18 protein-coding genes are annotated in these 21,640 nt (G+C 68.1%); 3 read left to right on the top strand and 15 right to left on the bottom strand.

The annotated features are described in order from the left end of the window. Positions 1 to 105: 105 nt before the first annotated feature. Positions 106 to 972, top strand: a complete 867-nt coding sequence (locus BP26_RS26545) for an AraC family transcriptional regulator (protein ID WP_029920276.1) — start codon at positions 106 to 108, stop codon at positions 970 to 972. Positions 973 to 1,028: 56 nt separating this feature from the next. Here BP26_RS26545 and BP26_RS30325 read toward each other — a convergent pair whose 3' ends face one another. Beyond that, positions 1,029 to 1,583: a tetratricopeptide repeat protein gene (locus tag BP26_RS30325; protein ID WP_051748723.1), complete on the bottom strand. Its 555-nt coding sequence runs from the start codon at positions 1,581 to 1,583 to the stop codon at positions 1,029 to 1,031. Between the two features lie 179 nt (positions 1,584 to 1,762). Continuing rightward, positions 1,763 to 2,494 (bottom strand): SDR family NAD(P)-dependent oxidoreductase, encoded by a 732-nt coding sequence (locus BP26_RS0109140; protein WP_029920274.1) that lies wholly within the window; start codon positions 2,492 to 2,494, stop codon positions 1,763 to 1,765. Positions 2,495 to 2,665: 171 nt separating this feature from the next. On the opposite strand from BP26_RS0109140, the gene BP26_RS0109135 reads away from it, so the two are divergent. Further along, positions 2,666 to 3,622 (top strand): LysR family transcriptional regulator, encoded by a 957-nt coding sequence (locus tag BP26_RS0109135; protein WP_084182942.1) that lies wholly within the window; start codon positions 2,666 to 2,668, stop codon positions 3,620 to 3,622. Here the strand turns inward: BP26_RS0109135 and BP26_RS27490 are convergent. The 5 genes from BP26_RS27490 to BP26_RS0109110 all read right to left on the bottom strand — a co-directional run bounded on the left by BP26_RS27490 (position 3,600) and on the right by BP26_RS0109110 (position 10,946). Then, positions 3,600 to 5,210 (bottom strand): sensor histidine kinase, encoded by a 1,611-nt coding sequence (locus BP26_RS27490; RefSeq protein ID WP_051748721.1) that lies wholly within the window; start codon positions 5,208 to 5,210, stop codon positions 3,600 to 3,602. The two genes, BP26_RS0109135 and BP26_RS27490, sit on opposite strands and share 23 nt — an antisense overlap. A 24-nt stretch (positions 5,211 to 5,234) precedes the next feature. After that, a complete protein-coding gene (locus BP26_RS0109125; RefSeq protein WP_211254875.1) occupies positions 5,235 to 5,996 on the bottom strand; it encodes a response regulator transcription factor in 762 nt (253 codons plus the stop codon). A 467-nt stretch (positions 5,997 to 6,463) separates the two neighbouring features. Then, on the bottom strand, positions 6,464 to 7,285 hold the full coding sequence (locus BP26_RS0109120; RefSeq protein WP_169740673.1) for a DUF4394 domain-containing protein: 822 nt from the start codon (positions 7,283 to 7,285) through the stop codon (positions 6,464 to 6,466). A gap of 5 nt (positions 7,286 to 7,290) precedes the next feature. Next, positions 7,291 to 9,441, bottom strand: coding sequence for a S53 family peptidase (locus BP26_RS0109115; RefSeq protein WP_051748719.1), 2,151 nt, complete (start codon positions 9,439 to 9,441; stop codon positions 7,291 to 7,293). A gap of 158 nt (positions 9,442 to 9,599) precedes the next feature. After that, positions 9,600 to 10,946: an NHL repeat-containing protein gene (locus BP26_RS0109110; RefSeq protein WP_029920268.1), complete on the bottom strand. Its 1,347-nt coding sequence runs from the start codon at positions 10,944 to 10,946 to the stop codon at positions 9,600 to 9,602. A gap of 432 nt (positions 10,947 to 11,378) precedes the next feature. Between BP26_RS0109110 and gspD the strand changes: the two genes are divergently transcribed. Continuing rightward, complete coding sequence (gene gspD, locus BP26_RS0109105) at positions 11,379 to 13,544, top strand: type II secretion system secretin GspD (RefSeq protein WP_051748717.1); 2,166 nt, start codon at positions 11,379 to 11,381, stop codon at positions 13,542 to 13,544. Between the two features lie 7 nt (positions 13,545 to 13,551). Here gspD and BP26_RS0109100 read toward each other — a convergent pair whose 3' ends face one another. From BP26_RS0109100 to BP26_RS0109065, 8 genes are all read right to left on the bottom strand, one after another. Next, positions 13,552 to 14,274: a class I SAM-dependent methyltransferase gene (locus BP26_RS0109100; protein ID WP_029920266.1), complete on the bottom strand. Its 723-nt coding sequence runs from the start codon at positions 14,272 to 14,274 to the stop codon at positions 13,552 to 13,554. 243 nt (positions 14,275 to 14,517) lie between these two features. Beyond that, the gene (locus BP26_RS0109095; RefSeq protein WP_029920265.1) at positions 14,518 to 14,895 is read right to left on the bottom strand and encodes an SWIB/MDM2 domain-containing protein; all 378 of its coding nucleotides are present in this window, start codon (positions 14,893 to 14,895) and stop codon (positions 14,518 to 14,520) included. A 137-nt stretch (positions 14,896 to 15,032) separates the two neighbouring features. Next, a complete protein-coding gene (locus tag BP26_RS0109090; protein ID WP_029920264.1) occupies positions 15,033 to 15,788 on the bottom strand; it encodes a lysophospholipid acyltransferase family protein in 756 nt (251 codons plus the stop codon). Between the two features lie 155 nt (positions 15,789 to 15,943). Continuing rightward, positions 15,944 to 17,311, bottom strand: a complete 1,368-nt coding sequence (locus BP26_RS0109085) for a hypothetical protein (RefSeq protein WP_029920263.1) — start codon at positions 17,309 to 17,311, stop codon at positions 15,944 to 15,946. Between the two features lie 227 nt (positions 17,312 to 17,538). Continuing rightward, positions 17,539 to 18,009: a hypothetical protein gene (locus BP26_RS0109080; RefSeq protein ID WP_029920262.1), complete on the bottom strand. Its 471-nt coding sequence runs from the start codon at positions 18,007 to 18,009 to the stop codon at positions 17,539 to 17,541. Positions 18,010 to 18,277: 268 nt separating this feature from the next. Next, a complete protein-coding gene (locus BP26_RS0109075) occupies positions 18,278 to 18,946 on the bottom strand; it encodes a 2-hydroxychromene-2-carboxylate isomerase (protein WP_051748714.1) in 669 nt (222 codons plus the stop codon). Between the two features lies 1 nt (position 18,947). Next, positions 18,948 to 19,916, bottom strand: coding sequence for an NAD(P)H-dependent flavin oxidoreductase (locus tag BP26_RS0109070; protein ID WP_029920260.1), 969 nt, complete (start codon positions 19,914 to 19,916; stop codon positions 18,948 to 18,950). 19 nt (positions 19,917 to 19,935) lie between these two features. After that, a complete protein-coding gene (locus tag BP26_RS0109065; protein ID WP_029920259.1) occupies positions 19,936 to 21,612 on the bottom strand; it encodes an FAD-dependent oxidoreductase in 1,677 nt (558 codons plus the stop codon). Positions 21,613 to 21,640 lie beyond the last annotated feature (28 nt).

Below are 21,640 nucleotides of genomic sequence, written 5' to 3'. Positions count from 1 at the left end.
GCTCAGGATGACAATGGGCGGGGTTTTGGGGCGGGGTTTTGCTGGCCTGGCAGGAAGGGTGTGGATAGCAGCGGACTGTAATGAGCCGCGTGCTAAATTAGGGACATGCTCGAACAGTCCGCGGAAAGAGTGTTCGCCTCGATCATGGGCGCGCACCAGATCTCCGCCCGTATCACCGATAACGTCACCTACTGCGGCGAGTGGATCGAACGCGAGCCGCAGATGGATCGCGGCATCTTCCACCTGATCAGTTCGGGCAGTTGCCGCGTGGAGGCGAGTTACCTGCCCGCTCCGCTGACCCTCGGCGCCGGCGACCTGATCGTGTTTCCGCGCGGCGGGCCGCATACGCTGTGCCAGGTGATGCGCACGGGAGCCGAGCAGCCGGCGGATACGGCGATGCTCTGCGGTGAATTCACCTCGCAGGGCGGCAAGCGCAACGCGGTGCTGGATTCGCTGCCGGAGTTCTTCGTGGTGCACGAACCGGACGAGGCCGGGCATTTCCGCGCGCTGGGGCAGATGATGGCGGCACAGTCGAGCCAGTCGCTGTTCGGCAACCAGCTGGTGCTGAACAAGCTGGCGGATTCGCTGCTGGTGCTGGCGATCCGCAGCCATGTGGTGAAGGATCTGCCGCGGCAGGGGTTGCTGGCGGCGCTGAACGATCCGCGGCTGTCGCGGGCCCTGGCGGCGATGCATGACGATGCGGGGCGCAACTGGAGCATCGCCGAGCTGGCGGAGATCGCGCTGCTGTCGCGCACCGCGTTCTGTGAGCATTTCTCCGAGGTGCTGGGCGTGGCGCCGATGCAGTACCTGACGGAGTGGCGCATGGCCGAGGCGGTGCGCCTGCTGCGCGATCCGAACCAGAGCGTGGCGCGCATCGCCGAACGCCTGGGCTATCAGACCGAGGCGGCGTTCCGCCGCGCCTTCAAGCGGGTGCAGGGTTTCGCACCCGGCAAGGTGCGACAGGAGGCCTAGCAACCGACAAAAAAAGGACGGCGGTCCGCAGTCCCCCTGCGGACCGCCGTCACGCTTCAGGGCGCCTTTTCGCCTGAATTGTTGCCCTGGCCGGGAGCGCGATCACGGCCAGGGCCGCCCGGGGGAGGGAGTTCGTTGAGATGCTGCAGGCTTTCGTCCAGGCTCTGCTTGAGCGTGGCGACGGCCTTGTCGGTATCCGCCGGCCGCAATTGCGCGTGGGCGATGGCCTCGTAGGCGAAGTGGCGTACCAGGGGGTCCTTGGTCTTGCCCAGCACGCCCTGGTACAGGGACACGACTTCTTTCGAACGGCCTTCCTCGCGGTACAGGCGCTCGATCTCGATCAGGGTGTGGATGACTGCATCCGCGGGGCCGTCGAAGCCTGGGCCACCCATGCCAGGGCCGGGACCCGCGCCGGGGCCGAACCCGGGATTCCCGAACCCAAGCTGCAGCCGCGGGCCGTGGGGTGGCGCGTCCGGTGCGAATGGCTGGCCGGGGCCAGCGATGGGCGGCGGATGCCCCTCGCCGGGCTCATCGGCACTGGCGATGGCAGCCCAGCCAGACAGGCCGATGGCCGATGCCAGCAGCAGGCTGCCCAATGTTTTCTGGTGCATGGGTCTCTCGCGTGTTGAGCCGAGGTCGCCACGTTACGCGCGGCGGAGGCCGCGGCCGGCGGAATTTACATGAGGTTTACCAATCGGCGGCGAGGTCCCCGGCCGCCCCCGCATCCAGCAGTCGCAAGGCCCGGACCTGGGCGGCCGGGGCCTTGCGACCAAACGCGATACAGCGTACGTCAGACCTGCGCGACCCCACCGTCGACGAACAGCTCGATGCCGGTGATGAAGCTGGAATCGTCCGAGGCGAGGAACACGGCGACGGTGGCGATCTCGTCCGACTCGCCCATGCGCGCCATCGGCACACCGGCGACGATCTGGGCGATGGCTTCCTTGGGCAGCGGCGCCAGGATCGGCGTGTCGATGGTGCCGGGGCTGATGACGTTGGAGCGGATCTTCCGGTCCTTCAGCTCCAGGGTCCAGGTGCGGACGAAGGAGCGGATGGCGGCCTTGGTGGCGCTGTAGACGCCGAAGGCGGGAATGCCTTTGACGCTGGCAATGGAGCCGGTGAGGATGATGGAGCCGCCGTCACGGAACAGCGGCAGGGCCTTCTGCACGGTGAACAGGGTGCCGCGTACGTTGACGCCGAAGGTCTGGTCGAAATGCTCCGGGGTGATGGCGCCGATCGGCAGGAATTCACCGATGCCGGCATTGGCGAAGAGGATGTCGATGTGGCCCTTGCCCGCCTTGACCGTTTCATAGAGACGGTCGAGATCGGCGAGGTTGGAAATGTCGCCGCGCACGCCGGTGACGTTGGAGCCGATCGCCTTGACCGCGGCGTCGAGCTCGGCCTGGCGGCGGCCGGTGATGTAGACGTAGGCGCCTTCCGCGACGTAGCGCTTGGCGGTGGCCAGGCCCATGCCGGAACTGCCGCCGGTGATGACTGCGACTTTGCCTTGCAGCTTGCCCATGTTGTATCTCCTTTGATTCGAAGTGCTGGTGAGCCTTCGCGGCGGTCTGGGCCGGTCCCGGTTCACCCTGGAACGCAGTCTCCGCCGATTGCCGGTGTCTGATAAGTCCATGGGAAAGGCATAATATCCATGCTTGTACTGCATGAATCACTTCCCCGACGAGGCTGCGCCATGGACCGCTTCCTGCTGATGCACAGCTTTGCCCGCGCGGTGGAAACCGGCAGCTTCTCGGCGGTGGCGCGGGAGCTGGGTACCGGCCAGCCCAACGTGAGCCGGCATATCGCGGCGCTGGAGGAGCACCTGGGTACCCGGCTGTTGCACCGCTCGACGCGCAAGCTGACGCTGACGCCCGAAGGCGAGCGCTACTACACCGAGGCGCGGCGGGTGCTGGATGCGGTGACGGAGGCGGAGTCGAACGCGCGCGGCGAGGACCAGCTGGCCGGGCTGCTGCGCATCGCCTGCCCTACCGTGCTGGGACGCACGCACCTGCTGCCGCTGATGCGGACGGTGTTGCAGCGTTATCCGCAGCTGGAGCTCGACGTGCAGATCAGCGACCGCTTCATCGACCTGGTGGAGGAAGGCGTGGACCTGGCGATCCGCATCGGCACGCTCAGGGACAGCGCGCTGAAGGCACGCCGCATCGGCACCGCCGAGCGGGTCTGCGTCGCCACGCCGGGCTACCTGGCCGGGCATCCGACGCCGCGCGTGCCGGAAGACCTGGCGCGGCATGACTGCATCGCCTACACGCTGGCGAGTGCGGGCAACCGCTGGATGTTCCGCGACGGCGAGGTGACGGTGGGCGGCCGTGTGCGGGTGAATACGCCGGACGGGATCTACCGCGCCGCGCTCGACGGGCTGGGCATCGCCTATACGCCGGTGTGGCTGTTCGAGGAGCCGCTGCTCGACGGGCGGGTGCAGCCGCTTCTGCTGGAACACATGGGGCCGCCGGTTCCGATCCACATCGTCTACCCGGCCAAGCGCCTGCTGCCGCGGCGCGCCAGCGTGTATATGGATTTCATCGCCGAGGTGTTCGGCGGCGATCCGGGGCTGAACGAAGGCGCCCTGGCGGCGTTGCTGAAGCGCCGCGCCGCGACGGCGCACAAGCTCAGCCGGCGGCGGCGAGCCTGACTTCGGCCTCGAAACCGCCGCCTTCGCGGTTGCGCAGGACCACGCTGCCGCCGCAGGCTTCGATGCAGCGCATGACGATGGCCAGGCCCAGGCCGGTGCCGCCGCTGTCGCGGTCGCGCGAGACTTCGGGCCGGTAGAAGGGCTCGCCCAGCCGGGCCAGCGCTTCCGGCGGCACGCCGGGGCCGCGGTCGCGCACCAGGATATGGACCAGGCCCTTGTCGCGCGCCGCCGTCAGCTCCACCGCGATGTCGCTGTCGCCGGCGTAGCGCAGGGCGTTGCGCACCAGGTTGGCGATGGCGCGCTCCAGCAGGGCCGGACGCGCCACGGCGCGCAGGCCATCGGCGCCGTCCACGCGGACGCGCTGCTGCGGATCCTCGCGCTGGAGGACCTGGCGCAGCAGCGGGTACAGGTCCAGGGCCAGGGCCGGCGCGCGCTCGGCTTCCATGCCGGCGCGGGAGAACAGCAGCAGCTCGTTGAGCAGGCGCGACATCTGCTCGGCCTCTTCCTGCACGTCCCGCAGGGTGCGCTGGGCGTCGTCGCCGACGCGCGACTCAAGGATGCCCAGGCCCATCTGCATCCGCGCCAGGGGCGAGGTGACTTCATGGGCGACGTCGGCGAGGAACTGCTTCTGTCCGGTAACGTAGCTCTGCAGGCGCTCGGCCATGCGGTTGACCGAGTCGGCCAGGCGGCCCAGTTCGTCGCTGCGGCGGGTGCCGATGCGCGTTTCGAAACGGCCGGCGGCGATATGCTCGGTGGCGTCGGTGACGCGCACCACGGTGCGGGTGATGCCCCAGACGAAGGGCCACCACAGCAACGCCGACAGGCCGATCACCAGGGCCGCGAACAGCAGCCACTCGGTGACGCCGAGAAAGCGCAGCAGCTGGCCCAGGCCGGCGGCGCGCGCGTCCAGGATGATGGGCCGCGAAGGCTCGGCGCTGCGCTCCACCGTGGCGGGGATGCGCACGTCGTAGGGATCGAAGGAATGCGGGTGGTTGATGGCGATGAGGTTGCCGCGCATCCTGCGGTTGGCGAACGGCGGCAGGCCGCCGTGGCCGAGCATGCCGGCCGTGGCGAAGCCGATAGCCGGACCGGGGCCGCCGTGAATGCCGCGCTCGTCGCGAGAGGATGGAGGCGGCCCGGACGGTGACTCCGGGGCAGTGGCGGACGGCGCAGGGCGATCCGTCGGCGGGGCCGGGCCGTTACGGTAGAGGAAGAAGGGAACGCCATCCTGCACGCCCATGGCGCCGCCATCGAAGCCAGGGGCCTCACGCGGGTCGAGGCCATCCGGTGGCTGCAGGAACGGCGGCGGTAGCGGCAGGCTGTCGCGCCGATCAATGGACAGGGTCACGCCGTACTCGGCGCTGTAGGCTTCGAGCACCTGTTCCCAGCCGGCCTCCGGCGTCAGCGACAGGTCCTTGCCGATGCGTTCGCCGATGGTCAGCAGGCGGTCGCGCACCGGCTCCGACAGCAGCATGTTCCAGCCCATGCCGGAGCGTCCGGGGAAGGCGAAGAACAGGGCGCCGATCAGCAGCAGGTCGAGCAGCAGCCACAGCAGCAGCTTGGCATAGAGCGAACTGCGCAGCTTCATCGGCGCCGGCTCATGGCTGCGGCCTCACGAGGCGGCGCTGTCCGCGTCGACCAGCATGTAGCCGACAGTGCGCACGGTGCGGATATAGCGCGGCGTGCGCGGGTCGTCGCCCAGCTTGCGGCGCAGGCTGGCGACGTGCACGTCGATGGAACGGTCGAAGGCTTCGAATTCGCGGTCGCGCACCTGCTCCAGCAATTGCTCGCGCGAACGCACGCTGCCGCGGTAGCGGGCCATGGCGAGCAGCAGGTCGAATTCCACCGGGGTCAGGCTCAGCGGCACGCCGCCGAGGCTGGCGCTGCGCGCCGCGCTGTCGATACGCAGTGCGCCGGCGACGATCTCGCGCGAGCGCTCCGCCGCCGGCGCGGCGGCGGCGGAACGGCGCAACACGGCGCGAATGCGCGCCAGCAGTTCGCGCGAGGAGGCGGTCTTCGGCACGTAGTCGTCCGCCCCGCCCTCCAGGCCGTGGATGCGGTCCTCGTCGCCGCCGCGGGCGGTGAGCATCAGCACCGGCACCTGCGAGACCTGGCGCAGCACGCGCAGCACTTCGAAGCCGTTGACCTTGGGCATCATCACGTCGAGCACGATCAGGTCCCAGGCCTCGGCCCGTGCGCGCGCAGCGCCTTCGGCGCCGTCGTGCGCGGCCGCGACCTGGTAGCCCTGCGCTTCCAGGTACTCCGCCAGCATGCGCACCAGCTTGCGATCGTCGTCGATCAGCAGGATCCGCACCAGGGTGGATTTCTCCTCGAGCTTCATCGGTCTGGAGGTGAAGGGGTTGGAAGTATTCATTTGATAGGGGAAAGCGCCGGATTGCAAAGGTGGAGCCGCCACGACGGGTGACGGAGGCCCACAGGGCGGGCGAAAACCGGGGAGTGGCGCGCTGCGCGGAGTCGGCTTTGGCCCTGGGAGACAACCCGAAAAATGGGAGGCGCCAGCGAGGCAGGGGGACTACGTTTCGCTGACACCTCCCCGCTGGTTGGCGAATGGGGAAGACGCCAACCGGGCCACACACCATGGGCAGGGAATACCGCATGGTGAGTCCTGCATGCGAGCGGGCCTGCGGGCCGCTGCGCAAATTCCTGAAATCCTGCAAGCAATCCAGAAAGCTTGATACGGCACCGGTGCTGTCGTGGACGTTTTCCGTTTCGTCGCTGCGAGCGCCACCGGTGCAGCCATGCTAAGTCCATCGTGTGACGCACTGCGGCATCTTTACTCCAGCTTTACAAACGCTTCGCAGAGGCATCCGACAGCGTCGCTCAACTGCCCGCCAATGCCAGCGAGATCAGCGTCTGCTCGCCGTCGCCGATACTGCCTACCTTGGACGCGGCGCCGCTGCCCAGGTCGATGGTATACAGCGCGGCGCCGCTGCCGCTCTGTTGCAACACCGCGTACGCCGTGTCGTTGCCGGACTGGATGGAGAGACCGGCATTGGCGGTGAAGCTGACGCCAACGCTGCCGATGGTGTGAAGGTCGCCACTGTCCACGCTGGTGGTGGCGCCGGCGTCGGCATCGCCGACGCGCAGCAGGCTTTGCGTGGTCACGTCCAGCGCGTAGAGCGTGGTGGAGGCGGCGCCCGCGGCGGGATTGCCGTAGGTGATGGCGGCGAGCTGCGGCGTCTTGCCGCTGTAGGTATCGCCGCTGTCGAAGGCCACCTTGGTAGCGGATTGCACGTGGGCGCCGGCGGCGGTGACGCGCAGGTTGTATTCGGCGGTGACGACGCGCAACTGGTCGTGCACCGGGTCGAAGCCGATCGCCGGGCTGGAGATGGTGTCGCCGGTGAAGGCGCTGCTGCTGACCAGGGTGGCCACGCCGCTGCCTGGATCCACGCTGCACAGCAACTGGTCGCTGGTGATGCCATAGATCTTGCCGTCGGCCGGGCGATAGACGATCTGCACCAGGGTCTCGCCCGAGGCGAGGCCGCTCACCGTCTTGGTGGCGGTGATGCTGGAAGGCGAGTCGGTTTTGAAGGTGATGATCGAACCGGTGCTGGTGAGGGCGTAGGCGGTGTAGTTGTCCTGGCAGGCGCAGAGCAGGGCTGTGGCCAGCAGGGTGGCGCAGCGGACGTATGCGGTGTGCATCGCGGTCATTTCCCGGGGTGGTTGCGGCGACGGTGCAGCAGCAACGCGAACGCCGCGAGCAGCAGCGGATCGAATGCGCCGCCGGAGCCGCCGTTCGAAGCGGCGCCGCTGGAGGAGGAACTGCTGGAACTGCCGGAGCTTCCGCTGGACGACGAGCTGCTGCTGCCGGAGGAACTACTCGAGCTGCTACTGCTGCTACCGGAACTGCTGCTACTGCTGGAGCTGGGAGAACTCGCGACCCACTGGTCGGCGAGGTTGAAGCCGTCGATGCTGCCGAGACCGGTGACGAGGTCGTAGCCGGCGGCGGCGTTGTAACCGATAGTGCCGGCGCTGCCGCAACCGGTGCTGCCGCTGCTGCATGGCACCTTGTTGTCGCCGCTGGTGATGTCGTGGAACACGCTGGTGGACGACGCCGCCAGGGCATAGAGTCGGCTGTTGATGTTGCCGAGCGCGCCACCGCCGTTCTTCTGGCTGAGCAGGGCGAGGATGGCGGCGAAGGCGGGTGCGCCGAAGGAAGTGCCGCCGGCCACCGTCAGGTAGTTGCCGCTGTCGCGGAAGCCGTTGCTGCAACTGCCTTCGGAGCAGTAGAGGTAGCCGTCGTGGTTGGGGCTGGCGGCGAGCGCGATGTCCGGCAGGTCGCGGACACCGTCCGCCGGCACGCCGCTGCCGCTCTGCCAGGAGGGCTTGGCGAACAGCACGCTCTTGCCGCCGCCGCTGGCTTCGAGGCCGACGCTGTCGGAGGTGTCGTTCCAGGCGGTTTCCGGAATGTAGGACTGGGCCGAACCGTTGTAGCGGTCGTTGCTGCCGCTCCAGTAGCTGCCGCTGCCCTCGCTCAGGGTGGTGCCGCCGACCGCGGTGGCATAGGCCGAGGAGGCGGGATAGTCCACCGCCAGGCCGTGACTGGCCGCGGTCACCGTTTCGCTGTCGGTGCTGTAGTCGCAATCCGCCGCGCCGCTGTCGCCGGAGGCGACGATCACCGTTTGCCCCTGGGCGCTGGCCTGCTTCAGGGTGCTTTCCAGGGTGGCGATGTCGGCGCTGCTGTAGTCCGGCTCGCAGTCGCCGTAGCTGAGGCTGATGATGGGGGCGGTGTCGTTCTCGACGGCGTAGACCAGGGAGTCGAACACGCCGTAGTTGGTGCTGCTGCCGGTGTAGACGAAGCTGATCGAAGCGTCACGCGCGATGGCGCCGGACCATTGCAGGTCGAGGTCGGATTCCGCTTCGTCGCCGGAAGCGGCTTGCACGGTAGCGCTGCCGCTGTGCGGCACCAGCACCATCGTCGGCAGATTGGCGCCCAGGCCGGCGGCACTGCGGAAGGCGCTGAGATCCGCGCTCTGCACCGCGCTCTGCCCCAGTATGGCGATCTTCTGGCCGGCGCCGGTGATGCCGGCGCTGTACAGGGATTGCAGATCGTAAATGGTGGCGAAGTCGTCCGGCGCGAGGTAATGGTTGCCGGAGATGCTGGAAGTGAAATGCGCCGTGGCCGCACGCGCTTTTTCGGCGAGGCGCAGGGCCCGCGCGCGCGGACGGAACTCGCTGAGGTTGCGCAGGCCCAGGGTGACGGCGGAGAGCGCCGCCGGCAGGGCCGGCGCGCCGGCGTTGGCGATGCGGCTGGCGCCGGCCACCCGGTAGCGATGCATCTCGGTATGGAAGGCCGCCTCGATCTGCGCCACGCTGCCGCTGAAGCTGATGCGGTTGGCGTTGGGGGCGATGTCCTCGATCGAGAAGCCCTGGGTGCGCAGCCAGTTCTGCACGGTGGTCAGGTCTTCCTGGCTCATGCCGAAGCGGCTGCGGTATTGCGCCGGGCTCAGCCAGGCGTGGTAGCTGGACGAGGCGGGGTCTTGCTGCTGGCGCAGCAACTGGTCCAGATCCTGTTGCTGCGTGTCGGACAATTTGAAATGCAGGGAAACGCCGTGGATCACCTGGTCGGCATCGGCGCGGCCGCGGTCGTACGCCGCCCGCGCCAGGGGGGAGACGTTGCCGGGCAAGGCCGAGAGGGTGGCATGGTCGAGTGCTTGGGCCAGGCGGGTGGCCGAGCCGGCGGCGGACGCCGGCCCGCCCGCCGCGATGACGGCGACGCACGCCAGGCAGGCCAGCGCCGCGCCGCGATAGCCGCCGTGACGGGGCGCAGCGTGCTTGCCATGCGACGAGGATTTCATTCGATGCTCTCCCTGCTCTGCGGTGTGCGGGCGCCCGCCGCACCCATGCCTGACCCGGTGGGCGCAGCATAGGCAGCGCGGCACCCCGCCCCGCCGGCTTTTACGATTGCTTCACAAACCGAGGCGGAGATTCAGCGCCTGTGTCATGCCCGGCCCGGTCAGGGGGTGGTGGCGACGCACAGGGAGGTGTCGGTGCCGTTGACGCCGCCGTCGCTGGCGTACTGCAGGATGCGGTTGTTGCCGGAATCGGCGACGTACAGCACGCCGCCGGAAGTGGCGTAGACGCCCTTGGGGCTGTGCAGGGTGTTGGCGGTGGGGTCGGTGTTGGTCTGGCTGTTCTGCTGGTCGCCGTTCTCGCCGTTTTGGTCGTCGTCGTTGTAGGCGGTGTGGGTGAAGTCCTGCTGGCCGAAGACGTACTCGGCGTCCGCGCCCGAGGCGAGGGAACTGAGGGAGAACTGCAGGACGCGGTTGTTGCCGGTGTCGCCGACGAAGAGGTTGGAGCCGTCCGAGTAGACACCCCAGGGCGAGTCGAGATGCTGCGCGCCGGAGGAGGCGCTGTTCTGGCCGAAGGCGGTCTGGCCGATGACGTAGGTGGCCTGCGGATTGTTGCCGGTGGGCACCACCGAGTAGTACAGCACGCGGTTATTGCCGGTGTCGGCGATGAACAGGTTGCCGCGGCCGTCGGTCCACAGGTCGGACGGCTGGTTCATCGACATGCTGTAGGTGAGCAGGGTCGAGGAATAGGTGTCGATGCCGGAGGTGGCGGTGGTGAAGCCGGTCTGCCCCAGGACCAGATCGGCGGCGGTGTCGTTGGCGGTGGGGATGCTGTTCCAGATCAGCACGCGGTTGTTGTTCTGGTCGACCACGAACAGCTTGCCGTTGGCGATCATCGCCGAAGTGGGGTTGCTGAGCGTGCTGGCGGTGGGCGCGGAGGCGCCCTGGTTGGGCGAGTCGCCGTCGTAGCCGGTCTGGCCGATGACGACGTCGGCCGCGGTATTGGCGGTAGGCAGGGAATTCCAGATCAGCACGCGGTTGTTGGCGGTGTCGGTCACGACGAAATAGGTCGTGCCGCCGCTGGTGGCGATGGAGACCTTGCTCGGATTGGCCAGGCCGTTCTCGCCGCCGTTGGTGCTGTTGTCGCTGAAGTCGGTGCCGGTGGCGTCGCCCTGCCCCAACTCGAACGAGGCGGCACCGGCGATGCCGCTGGGCACGGCATTGTAGCCGAGGATGCGGCTGTTGAGCGTGTCCACCACGTACAGGGTGGTACCGCTGATCGCCACCGAGCCGCGCGGCCCGCTGATGTGCCGGCTGTCGACGCCGTCGGGATTGGCGGTGGCGGTGGTATAGAGGGTTTGCCCGATCAGGCCGGTGGCGAGGGACAGGTTCCAGCAGGTAGTGGAATCGCTGCCGCAATCGGCCAATCCGACCAGCCCTGCGACGAGCAGCAGCGGCGCGATGCGGCGCGCACGACCGGGAGGAGACGTCTTCTCGGCAGCGTGTTTCATCAAATCGTTTCCTTGAGGATTGGGGAAAGCAAGTGCCGCGTGGCACCGTCGCCATGAGCAGGCCGGCCGTGACGGCAAGCCGCGGATGGGCGGTACTCTGGCGCAGAAGCCGCGCAGTGCCGGCGCTCTTTACGAAGGGTTTACACGCCGCCGTGATGCCGGCGGCAGCGATGACCGCGGACGTAAAGGCCTTGTTAAAACGCGGGGCGGCGTGGAAGACCGGTGTTATCAATGTCACGCCGCTTTCGCCCCGGCCCTGTGCCCCGCCGACGTGGGTTGTTCGTTCCGTGACAACAACCTGCAACAGGGCCGGGCGAAAGCGGCACCCGGCGGGTACGCGACGGCAGCCCGCGGCGATCCGCGCCCGTCCGTGCGGGGCATCCGCCCTTCGGTCCTGCCCGATCCTTCCCCCAATCCTTCCGATCTCCGCCGATGCGTTACCGTTCCGTGTCCACGCGCTCCTTCCTGGTCCTGCTGTTGTGCTGCCTGCCGGCCGCCAACACCTCCGCCGAAAAGAACGGCGCGGAAGTCACGCTCAATCTGAAAGAAGCGGACATCGCCACGCTGATCGCCACGGTGAGCGAGGTGACCGGCAGGAATTTCGTGGTCGATCCGCGCGTCAAAGGCAAGGTGACGGTGGTCTCCTCCAGCCCGATGGATGCGGATGCGGTGTATGCCACCTTCCTCTCGGTGCTGGCGGTGAACGGCTACGCCGCGGTGCCCGCTGGCGCGACCGTCAAGATCGTGCCGGACGCCAATGCGCGCAGCGAGGGCGGGGCCGGCTCCGGCGGCGGCGCGGGCGGCGACGAACTGGTGACCCGCGTGTTCGACATCCACAACGGCTCGGCGACGCAGCTGGTGGCGATCCTGCGGCCGCTGGTGGCGCAGTCGGGCCAGATCGCCGCCTATGCCTCGGGCAACAGCCTGATCGTCTCCGACCGCGCCGCCAACGTCGAGCGGCTGCGGCTGCTGATCGGGCAGATGGATCGCGACGGCGACCGCGGCACCGAGCTGGTGGCGCTGCAGAATGCCGGCGCCGATGAGGTGGTGCGGGTGCTGACCGCCCTGACGCAGCAGGCGCGGCAGGCCGATCCCGGCGCGGCGCAGCCGGTGGTGATCGCGGACACGCGCAGCAACAGCGTGCTGGTCGGCGGCGACGGCGCCGAGCGCGGCAAGCTGCTGGCGCTGATCCGGCAGCTGGACCAGCCCGGCCGCGACGGCGGCGACACACAGGTGGTGTACCTGAAGTACGCCGACGCCGAGAGCCTGGCGCCGATCCTCACCGGCAATGCGCAGCCGGCGGCCAGGAGCACCGCATCCACATCGGGCGGTTCGTCGATGTTCGGCGGCAGCAGCGGCGGCCCGTCCTCCGCCGCGTCCTCGTTCGGCGCCGCGTCCAAGTCCTCGGGCAGCGGTGCTGCTGCTTCCGGCGGCGCTTCGGGCTCGAACGCGACGGTCTACAACGGCAGCGGCGCCAATGCCGACCTGCGCGTCATCGCCGACCGGGATACCAATGCCCTGGTGATCACCGCGCCGCCGAAGACCATGCAGCAGATCCGCAACGTCATCGCCCAGCTCGATATCCGCCGCGCGCAGGTGCTGGTGGAAGCGGTGATTGCCGAGGTGAGCGCCGACAAGTCCAGCGATATCGGGGTGGATTGGCTGGCCTACAACCCCAATGCCATCGCCGCGGCCGGAATCCTCAATTCCAGCACTTCCAGTGCGCTATCCAGCGCCGCCTCGTCGCTGAGCAGCTCCAGCAGCTCGACCATCAGCACCAGCACGCTGGCATCGGCGGCGGCCAGCGCACTGGGCACCGGCGGCACGGCGCTGGTCGGCATCAGCACCTCCAACGGCTCGATCTACGGGGCGCTGATCAAGGCCCTGCTCAGCGATTCCGATACCAACATCCTGTCGATGCCATCGCTGGTCACGCTGGACAACCAGGAAGCGAAGATCGAGGTTGGCCAGTCGGTGCCGGAGGTGACCGGCTCGTATTCCAATACCGGCACTTCCAGCAACGGCTCGGTCAACCCGTTCCAGACCGTCGACCGCACGGACGTCGGCCTCAAGCTCGGCATCACCCCGACCATCGGCGAGGGCAATACCATCCGCATGAAGCTGGAATTCGAGAATTCGACCATCGCCAGCGGCACCGCCGGCACTTCCAGCCTGGTTACCAACAAGCGCACGGTGAGCAATACGGTGAGCATCGAGGGTGGCCAGATCCTGGTCATCGGCGGCCTGATCGACGACCAGGTCGACGATGCGGTGACGCGCATCCCGCTGCTCAGCGATATTCCCTGGCTGGGCGCGCTGTTCAAGTCGCGCTCGGTCAGCCGCACCAAGCGCAATCTGATGATCTTCCTGCACCCGGTGATCCTGCGCGAACGCCAGGAGAGCGACTATTTCACCCGGCGCAAGTATGAAAGTACGCGGCAGGCGCAGACCGAAGCCGCCAACGGCCCGGCGCCGGTACTCGGCGGGCGGCCGCCGGTGCTGTACCACTACGATGAATACATGCAGCGCAACAACCTGCCCCAGGCGGGCGCGCCGGAAAGTGCTGCGCCGGAGGATGCGCCGCCGACGCCGCCGTAGGCACCCCTCAGCGCGTAGCGCTGAGCAGCCAGTCCCAGGGACGCTGCGGCAGGCGTCGGTCGAGTCCTTCGAAGGACTCGGAATCCCAGGAGTATTCCGCCCGGGCGAGGCTGTCGAGCTTGAGGCGCCGCGCCTGCAACAGCAGCGGGATTTCGTCGGCGGAATAGTGCTTGGTGGGCTGGCCGTTGATGGCGATGACGCCGGGATCGAACACGCCGCCGGCCGGCCGCGCGTAGGCGGAGACGCGCTTGCGGGTGTAGGCGAGGCGCACGGCCTCGGCCAGATGCACCGATTCGATCGCCGGCACCAGCAGCAGCAGGGTACCACCCGGGCGCAGGCGCGCCAGGGCCAGGTCGAGAATCCGGTTGCGGATCTTCGCGTCGGCATGCAGCAGGACGTTGGCCATCAGCACCACGTCGAAGCGCGCCCCGGGGGCGCTGCGGGCGAATTGGGTGGTGGTGTGCGTCCGCACGTTGGGCAGGGTGCGCGTGAGGGCGCCGGCCTGCTCCACGCACAGGCGGGAGTAGTCCACGCCCACCACCTGCTCGAAGCTGCGCGACAGCAAGGGCAGATAGCGGCCGACGCCGCAGCCGTAATCGAGGATGCTGCGGTGACTGGCGGCAACGGAGGCGATGAGGGCGGCAATGCTGCCGTTCACGTTCTCCTCCAGGGAACTCATGATGTGATCGTCCCAGGCGCCGGCCACGCGGTCCCAGTCGCGCTCGTTCATTGCTTGCTCCGCTTGGGCGCCAGCGCGCCTGGTATGGGGTGGTTCAGGGGATGGTCCAGGCCGCCGCCTGGAGGCTGTTCCCTGGGGAACAAGCCGGAGAATCGGGGGTGGCGCGCAGCGACGCTACCGCGCGGCGAGGCGCACGGCCGGTGTCTGCTGGGAGGAATCCGGACCTGCTGGCAGACCCGTGGTGTTGCTGAACAGCGGCCCGGGCTGTGCACCCGGGCCGCCCAATGCGCAGCTTCAGCTGATGTGCTTGCTGACCAGCTTGGTCATCTCAAACATGTTGACCACCGACTTGCCGCCGAAGATCTTCTTCAGCTTCTCGTCGGCATTGATCATGCGCTTGTTGATCTTGTCCTGCAGGCCGAACTTCTTGATGTAGGCCCAGAGGTTCTTGGTGATCTGGCCGCGGGGAATGGGCTTGGAGCCGACAATCTCCGCCAGCAGGGCACTCGGGGTAACAGCCTTCATCAGCGCGGCGCTGGGCTTGCGCTTGGCCTTCTTGGCAACGGCCTTTTTCGGCGCTGCCTTCTTCGCTACAACCTTCTTCGCAACTGCTTTCTTCGCGGCGGGCTTCTTTGCGGCTGCCGCCGGCTTCTTCTTGCTGGCTTTCGCCATGGTGTCGTCTCCCTCGAACAATGGACCCATTTGGGCATGGGTATGCTAACGGAACTGGCGCAAGATTGTGAACAGGCCATGACAACTCAATGGATATACGGTTGCGACGCAGGGCACCAAGGGGCGTTTGGGTCCCCCTACTCCGCTCCCTGACGGAACCTCGCGGCGAACTCGCCGCGAATGCTTTGCTCGGCCAGGGCGGCCACTTCGTCCGGCGTTTTTCCGGCCGGCTCGATCGCCGGCAGCACGGTCCAGCCGATGCGTTCTCCTGGGGACATGGGGAATCTGCCGTAGCGGTTGAGCTTCCAGGTGCCGTGGATGTAGACCGGCACCACCAGGGCGCTGGGCGCTTTCTTCAGCAGGATCTTGATGCCGCCGGTGGCGAAGGGCTGCATCTCGCCGCTGGTGGAGCGGGTGCCCTCGGGAAAGATCACGGCGGAGGAGCGGGTCTGCTCGATCAGCTGGGCCAGACGGCCGATTTCGCGCAGCGACTGGCGGGTGTCGCTGCGGTCGATCAGGGCGGCGCCGCTGTGGCGCAGATTGTAGGAGATGCTGGGAATGCCCTTGCCCAGTTCGATCTTGGAGACGAACTTCGGCGCGTGGCGGCGCAGGTACCAGCTGATGCCGGGGATATCCAGCTTGTTCTGGTGGTTGGCGACGAAGATGATCGGGCGGTCGGACGGCAGGGCCTGGGTGTAGCGCACGCTGATGCGGGTACCGAGAATCCACAAGGCGTGGATCAGGCAGAAGTTGAGCAGGTCGACGCAGCGCCGGTGGGCATTCGGCCCGAAGCCGCGGAAGGCGATGACCTGCGCCACATGGAACAGGTTCAGCAGCAGGCCCCACACCAGCAGGAACAGCGGGGTGAGGAGGATGCCGAGAAGCTTTTTCACCGTAGGGTATGCGTGCGTGCGACGGGATTGTCGGTTCGGGCGGACGGCAGTCCGCTGCGCGGAATGACGACCGGGCGCCTGTTATAACACCCCTGTCGCTGCAAGGGTTTGTCCGCGGACAAGCTCCAACCGGGACAACAGGAGTCGGCGAACCCCTACTGGACCACCAGTTGTTGCTTCGCCGAGGTCACGTTCTGCGCGGCGCTGTCGCTGCCGGTGATGGTCACCGAGCTCTGCGCGGTGATGCCCAGGGCCTGGCCGATGCTGTTGCCGCTGCTGCCGATGGTGGCGGCCGTGGCGTCGCTGGAGGCCCAGGTTACCTGCCGGGTAATGTCCTGGGTGAGGGTACCGGCGTCGTAGGTGCCGATGGCATGGAACTGTACCGGGGTGAGGCTGCCGGCGACGACCGTGGCGCCGCCCTGGGTGGCCGGGCAGGTGCTGAAGGCCGCGAGTACGGCGGTCCAGCAGATGCTGACCGTCTGCAGCGTGGCGGTGGCGGTGCTGACGGTGATCGAGGGCGCGGTGTAGGTGACGCCGGCGCCGGTGAAGCTGGCGCCGATAATGGCGGGGCCGCCGGCCGCCACCGCGCTGAGCTGGCTGCTGGAAACGGCGACGATGCCGGTATCCGAAGAACTCAGGGTGGCCAGGCCATTGAGGTTCTGCGCGTAGCCGTCGTCGAGGGTGGCGACGACGTTCATCTTCTCGGTGTTGCCGACGATGAGCTGCGGATTGCCGCTGAATTCCGGCTCGATGGCGATGCCCTGGATGTGCTGCACGGTGAAGTCGAGGGCGTTGGACGGATCGCTGAGGTTGTTCAAGGTGCAGGGGGCGAAACCCGCCACCGGCGTCAGCAACTGGCTGCCGGCACCGACGGCGGTGATCAGGCCGCTGCCGGCATTGATGGTGGCTTCGCTGTCGTTGGGCTGGAGCAGGCTCCAGCCGGCATAGCCGCTCACATCGGTCTCCACCCCATCCAGCCAGGCGGTGACCTGGAGCGACTGGGTGGTGCCGGCGCCGAGGCTGAAATACTGACCGTCCGGCACGATGTAGTTGCCGTCGTGCAGGGTCTTGACGGTGATCGACTGCGGCGTGCCGATGCTGATGGCGATCTGCGCGCTGATGCCGTCGTAGTCGGCGGTGGCGATGACGTTGCCCGAGGTCACCGGCACCAGGGTGCCGGCGGCATAGTAGGAACCGCTGCCGTTCGCCACGGCGATGTCGCCGTTGCTGATTTTCAGGGTGCCCGGATCGGAGCTGCTCCAGTGCACGCGCGCGGTGAAGTCGCCGCTGCTGCCGTCCTGGAAGTACATGGTGGCGGCCAGGACGGAAGGCAGGCATTCGTACATGCGCAGGCTGGCCAGGCTGGCCGTCTCGCTGGCGCTGACGCCGGACCTGGAGATCACCAGCAGCTTCGGCGCATTGCCCTGCCCCACCGCGCCGCTGCAGGCGGCCAGCGGCAGGCACAGGAAATACGGCGCTGCGCGCCGGAGCGCGTGCAGCGCTTTTTGAAACAGGTGATTCATGCATGCGGCCTTTCGGTAGGCGGGGATCGACGCAGGCTGCGGCCGCGAAAGCGGATGCAGGCAGCCGCCGGCGCTTGCCGGACACGCGCTCACACTAGGGCTGCGGCGCCGCGGAGGCGCCGGGATTTACAAGGTTTTTACATGCGGGACACAGGCGGGGTCACGGGCAGGCTTTTGACGGGCGGCGGGTTTTGCAAAAGCCCGGGGCGCGCGATGGCGCCACCGTTTCAATAACGCGGATAACGGCTGTTTTCTTCGCCGAACAGCTCGGCGCGACGCCGTGCCTCGCCGACGCTGCGCAGGAAATCCTGCCACTGATGCCATTGCGAGGAACTGAGGGTGGTGGCGAGATCGTGCTCGTAGGCCGCTCGCGTCTTCATCTCGTCGCCGTTGACCTGCGCCCATTGCGCCGCCAGCGCATCGACCTGCTGCACATAGTCCGGCGCGGTGCGGTCGAGCCCGTTCCACTGCGCGATGACCTGCTTGGCGGTCTTGTCCAGCGCCACCAGCTGGCTGTTGCGGCTGTCGTAGGCATTGAGGACGGCGATGCGCTGGGTGTCGGTGGCGGCGACCTTGGTCAATGCGGCGAGCACCACTTTTTCGGGAGTCGGGCCGACATCCACGCGCCGCACCTCGGGTTCGGTGGAACAGCCGAGCAGGAGCGCGGCCAACGCCAGCACGACCACGGTACGCTTCATCCAGTCTCACTCCAGGCTATTGCGGTAGCGGGCAACGAAGGGAGCCAGGGGATGTGGCCGCGATCGTTGCGCAGACGGCGTCTGCGCAACGATCATCACGCATCGGCGCCCATTCCGGCAACGCGGCGCGGCCAGCGAGTGTAAAGCTGGTGTTAAGCCTCGGGAAAAAGCCGCGATGCCGGTGAACGCCCGCTTGCGGCGGTAAGGTTCGCGTAAGACCTTTTCTCCGTTGCCGGAACGCTTGCAGTCGAAATCAGAACAGCAGCAACTAGACCTTGCCTGCCCCGCCATCGAAGCGCGCCAGATCCAGGCTGCGTTCGAACTGTGCCAGGCGATCGGCGCCGAAGTAGCCTTCGCCGCCGTGGAACCAGAAGGGCGAGCCCCATACGCCGCGCTGTACCGCCTCGGCGTTGGCCTGGCGCAGGGCGGCCTTGCCCGCTTCCGCCTGCGCCGCCTGCTGCACCTGCTGCGGCGCCAGGCCGATGACGGTGGCGGCTTCGCCCAGCACCGCGGGATCGGCGATATCGCGGCCGTCGACGAAGTAGGCCTTGAACAGGGCCGCGACCAGATCGCCCGCCTGTGCGGACCAGCCCCGCGGCGCCTGCGCGTCCAGCGTGTGGAACAGGCGGGCGGCGGCGTGACTGGATACCGGGAAGCCCGGCGGCAACTGGAACGGCAGGCCGAAATAGACGGCGGAGCGCCGCATGTCGTGTTCCATGTAGCGCCGCTTGGCCGGCTGCTCCATCGGCGGCGGCATGCCCAGCTCCTTCAGGATGGCCCATAGCAGCACCGGGCGGTAACGCAGGCGCAGTCCGTGGCGACGGGTCAGCGCGACGAGGGTGCCGTGGGCGAAGTAGGCATAGGGCGAGGCGAAGTCGAAATAGAAGTCGACCGTGGCGGCCTCGGCCGGTGCGGACTCGAGCGGCGCGTCGCTCATCTCAACCCGCCAGCGCGGCGGAGGGGCCGCGGCCGCAGGCCGCGCGGTATTCCGCCGCCAGGCGCGCGACGATCCCGGCGACGGAGGGAACGTCGTGGATGGTGGCGATGCCGTGGCCGGCGGTCCACAGGTCGCGCCACACCTTGGCGGTGGTGTCGGTGAGCACACTCAGGTCGGGCGTCTTCGGCGGCAGCGTTGCGGGATCGACGCCGTGCCGCGCCAGCGAGGGCTTGAGGAAGTTGCAGCCGATGCCGGAGAGGCGGTCGGTGTAGACCAGGTCTTCGACGCCGGACTCGACCAGCATGCGCTTGTAGTCCTCGCTGGCGGCGGACTCGCGGCTGGCGATGAAGCGCGTGCCCATGTAGGCGAAGTCGGCGCCGAGCATTTCGGCGGCACGCACCTGCCAGCCGTCGTTGATGGAGCCGCCCAGGACCAGGCAGCCGTCCCAGAATTCACGGATCTCGCGCACCAGGGAGAAGGCGCTCTGGGTGGGTGCGTGGCCGCCGGCACCGCCGCCGACGCAGATCAGCCCGTCCACACCCGCCTGCGCCGCCTTGCGCGCGTGGGCGGCGTTGGTGACGTCGCTGAACACCAGGCCACCGTAGGCGTGCACCCGCCCCACCACCTCGCCCGGATGGCCCAGCGAGGTCAGCACCAGGGGCACGCGGTGGCGCACCACGGTCTCCAGGTCCTGCTGGAAGCGCGGGTTGGTGCGGTGGACCACGAGATTGACGCCGAACGGCGCGGCAGGCCGGTCCGGATGTTCACGGCGATGCTGTTCCAGCTCCGTTTCCAGCTGGGTCAGCCACTGCTCGAACTGCTCGGCCGGACGGGCGTTGACGTGGGGGAAGGTACCGACCACGCCGGCCTTGCACAGCGCCGCCACCAGCGGCGGGAACGACACCAGGAACATCGGCGCCCCGATCACCGGCGCCGCCAACTTGCCCCTCAGGGCCTGCGGGATGGGCATGCGAACGCTGCCGCCGCGCTCAGCCTGCGGCGCCGACGTGGCGGCCGGCGAGCCAGCCGAAGGTCATGGCGGGCCCCAGGGTGGAGCCGGCGCCCGGATAGGAGCCGCCCATCACCGAGGCGGTGCAGTTGCCGGAGGCGTAGAGGCCGGCGATGACCTTGCCCTCGGCGTCGAGCACGCGGGCGTTCTCGTCGATGACCAGGCCGCCGTTGGTGCCGATGTCGCCCGAGTAGATGGGGAAGGCGTAGAACGGCGCCTTGTCGATCACCGCGAGGTTGGGGTTTGGGGTGACCTTGGGATCGCCGTAGTAGCGGTCGTAGGCGGCCTCGCCGCGGCCGAACTGCGGATCCTTGCCCTCGGCGGCGCCGGCGTTGAAGGTTTCGACGGTGCGCTTGAGCGTGTCCGCCGGCACGCCCATCTTCCGCGCCAGTTCATCCAGGCTGCCGGCCTTGAGCAGGATCGAGCGCACCGCCCTGGGCAGGATCCAGTCCGGGAACTTGGGAATCACCGGGCCCATGGGGTAGTTCCAGCGGTAGCGCGCGTCGAACACCGCCCAGGCGCTGGCGCTGTCGGCCTTGATCATTTCCTGCGCCGAGATGTGGTACGAGGCGGCCTCGTTGTGGAAGCGCCGACCGGACTGGTTGACGATGATGTTGCCGGGCAGTGCGCGCTCGTAGGTGCACAGCCGCGCCGATTCCTCGCCGGGGATCTTGAATACCGGCGCGTACCAGGCCGACCCCATGTTGCGCACCGCGGCGCCGGCTTCCTGGCCGATGCGGATGGCGTCGCCGGTGTTGTAGGGATGGGCGCCGCTGTTGCCCGGCTCGCCGCTGCCCGGCAGATATTGCTTGCGCATCTGCGCGTTGCGCTCGTAGCCGCCAGCCGCCAGCACCACGCCCTTGCGGGTGCGGATGCGCTGGGTCTTGCCGTCGCGCTCGACCACGGCGCCGACGACGCGGCCGTCTTCCTTCACCAGCGACACCAGGCGGGTATTGAGCCAGATCGGCACGCCGCGCTGGTTCAGCGAGATGCGCAGGCGGCCGACCAGGGCGTTGCCCAAGGTCAGGAAGCGGTCGCGCGGCGAGCGCAGGCGCTGCGCCACGTCACCGTAGTAGCGCCACATGATCTTGAGGAAGACCTTGATCCAGCCGGCCGGCCGGTTGAGCAGCATGTGCGCTTCCATCAGGGTCCAGTTGATGCGCCCGAACAGGTTGGCGGCCTTGGACGAGGGCCGCAGGATCTGCACGTCCCCGCCCAGCACGCGGCCGTCGATCTCCAGCGGCATGTGGGTGCGCCAGCCCGGCTTGCCGCCCGGCAGTTCGGCGTGATAATCGGTATAGGGCACGCTGAAGAAGCGCACTTCGGTGTTGGCCTGGACCCAGTCGAGCATCGCCGGCGCCTGGTGTACGTAGGCGCGGATCAGACTGTCCGGTACGTTCGGCGCGGCCAGGGCGCGGATGTACTGGAAGGCTTCCTCGGGGCTGTCCTGGGCGCCGGCTTCGCGGGCCTGGCTGCTGACCGGAATCCAGATGGCGCCGCCGGACATGGCCGAGGTGCCGCCATAGAGCCCGCTCTTCTCGACCACCACCACCTGGGCGCCCTGGTCGGCCGCCGCGATCGCCGCGGTCTGCCCGCCGGCGCCCGATCCCACCACCAGCACGTCGGTGGTGACATCCCAAGTTTCGGAAACCATCATTCCCCCTCATCGGTTTATTGGTCGCGGA

Origin of the sequence: Nevskia soli DSM 19509, assembly GCF_000711955.1 — a bacterium.
Classification (GTDB): Bacteria; Pseudomonadota; Gammaproteobacteria; order Nevskiales; family Nevskiaceae; genus Nevskia; species Nevskia soli.
Note: the sequence above shows the minus strand (reverse complement) of the source record. Positions and strands in the feature narration are given on the sequence as shown.